General features: G+C 61.0%; 2 protein-coding genes and 1 pseudogene. 1 reads left to right on the forward strand and 2 read right to left on the reverse strand.

Annotated features, from left to right (window positions below; translation table 11 throughout):
- Window positions 1-51: 51 nt before the first annotated feature.
- A pseudogene (locus WCA53_RS00550) lies at window positions 52-456 on the reverse strand (response regulator); the annotation flags it as partial.
- 44 nt (window positions 457-500) lie between these two features.
- Entirely contained in the window at window positions 501-746 is a 246-nt protein-coding gene (locus WCA53_RS00555; protein ID WP_423904150.1) for a hypothetical protein, read from the reverse strand.
- Window positions 747-1,075: 329 nt separating this feature from the next.
- Here WCA53_RS00555 and hpnA point away from each other — a divergent pair, with 329 nt between their 5' ends.
- A complete protein-coding gene (gene hpnA, locus WCA53_RS00560; protein ID WP_423904154.1) occupies window positions 1,076-2,086 on the forward strand; it encodes a hopanoid-associated sugar epimerase in 1,011 nt (336 codons plus the stop codon).
- Window positions 2,087-2,364 lie beyond the last annotated feature (278 nt).

Here is a 2,364-nt window from a genome sequence, read left to right on the forward strand (position 1 = left end):
CTCGCACACGGCGCGCACACGCTTCGCCCCAACCGCCCCATACCAACACGCCTATCTCTTTCGCACCCATTCGCAACATAGCGAGACCAGATCGCCGACATCGATCGGCTTCGAAATAGTGTCGGCCGCGCCCGCGTCCAGGCACCTCTGGCGATCGCTCAACATTCCTTTGCCCATCAGCGCGATGATCGGCAGCCGCGCATGCTCAGGCCGCTTGCGGATCTCGCTCATCGCGGCGAAGCCGTCCATCTCCAGCATCATCATGTCCATCAACACCAGATCGATGGGCGAATCACCCGCAAGCACTTCCAGCGCCTCGCGACCATTACGCGCGATTTCCAACCCGGCTCCAAGCGGTTCAATCACATGCGACAAGGCAAAGATGGTGCGTACGTCGTCGGCAAGAAGGATCGTGCGGCCCTCGATTACGTCGTCGCGTTGACGCGCCACTCGCAGCGTGCTCAGCACACTCCCGTGCGCAGGCGCGTGCTTCGCGTGGTTCAGTATTGAAGCCGATTCAGCAGCCAGTTCCGCAAAGCTCCCTGCTGAACCTGTAATTCCTCGCTTTGCCGCTCGGCTTTTTCCAGCAACTCGGCCATCCGCGCGCGATACGTGCGTTGCAGGTTCAGCCGCGTTTTGATATAGAGATGCCCCACGCCGGCCAGCACGAACATGACCAGCACGCCGATGACCCGGTCGATCTGCAACACGCTCGGACCGGCGGCGGTGTCCGGGTTCGCGAGCAAATAGCCGACGAGCGTGAGCGCCGAAGCGATGCCCGCAGTAGAACGGCGCGTTCGGCCGATCGAGCCACATGGCCAGCGCGACCGGCAACACGTAGAACACCCAGGTCGCGACGCGAAACGACGTCAGCCAGTCGACAGCGAACACGACGACAAGCAGCACGGGAAGCGCGAAATAAAGCCATCCGGAAAGATTTCGGCGGTCGTCGATCATTTTAGATTTGACCGTGACACGACCCGCAGGCCCTTTCCATATCGGGGTTGGCGGCTATTTGACAGGCTTCGGCAGATACGCAACTGTTACCTTTTATCGACATGAACAGAGGGGAAAAATGACTGATCCATTGAGCGGGCGCGTGCTGGTAACGGGCGCATCCGGGTTTGTCGGATCGGCGGTGGCGCGAATTGCGCGCGAACGCGGTTTCGACGTCCGCGTAGTGGTACGCAAGACCAGTTCCCGGCAGAACATCGAGGCGCTCGACGCGGAAGTCGTAATCGGCGACATGCGCGACGAAGTATCGATGCGCGCTGCGATGAAGGGCGTGCGTTACCTGTTCCACGTCGCCGCCGATTACCGGATCTGGGCGCGCGATCCGAGCGAAATCGAGCGCGCGAACCTCGAAGGCACGCAAGCAACCATGCGTGCAGCGCTCGCCGAAGGCGTCGAGCGGATCGTCTATACGAGCAGCGTCGCGACGCTGAAGGTGACTGCGTCAGGTGAAATCGTCGATGAAACGCGGCCCGCGAAGCCCGAGCAGACAATCGGCGCATACAAGCGCAGCAAGGTGCTGGCCGAACGAGCGGTCGAGCGCATGGTGGCGCAGGACAAGCTGCCCGCCGTGATCGTCAATCCGTCCACGCCGATCGGTCCGCGCGATGTCCGCCCGACGCCGACCGGGCGGATCATCGTGGAAGCGGCGACCGGCAAGATCCCGGCTTTCGTCGATACGGGCCTGAACCTCGTCCATGTCGACGACGTCGCACTGGGTCATTTCCTGGCGCTTGAGCGCGGCGTGATCGGCGAGCGCTACATTCTCGGCGGCGAAAATCTTCCGCTGCAACAAATGCTTGCCGATATCGCCGGGCTGGTGGGACGCAAGCCGCCCACCATCAAGCTGCCACGCGGCCCGCTCTATCCGCTCGCGTTCGGCGCGGAGCTCTACGCCAAGTTCAGCGGCAAAGAACCCTTCGTGACCGTCGATGGCTTGAGAATGTCGAAGAACAAGATGTACTTCACGTCTGCGAAAGCGGAACACGAACTGGGGTACAAGGCGCGACCCTACGGCGAGGGCTTAAGCGACGCGCTCGACTGGTTTCGCGCGAATGGCTTCCTCACGCGATAGTGCGGCATTTGTCGCATTGTTTTGAACGTTCGACATGCATTTTGTTACAACGTGTGCAACCGATGCGCGGGACGCAGCAGTTAAAATCTCACGTTTGCAGCAAGGCTAGGAAGGCAAATCACGCATGAACTTACACGATCAGCTCGGTGCGCTGGAATTGGGCCTCGATGAGCTCATTCTGGCTACGACTTCAGGTCCGGCTTCAGCTTCTTCCGGGGCTTTAACTTCTTCTGCTTCTCCCGCTCATCCTGCTTCTGCTCCGTCACCGGCCTCCGAGC

Source organism: Caballeronia sp. (genome assembly GCF_049581465.1).
GTDB lineage: Bacteria > Pseudomonadota > Gammaproteobacteria > Burkholderiales > Burkholderiaceae > Caballeronia.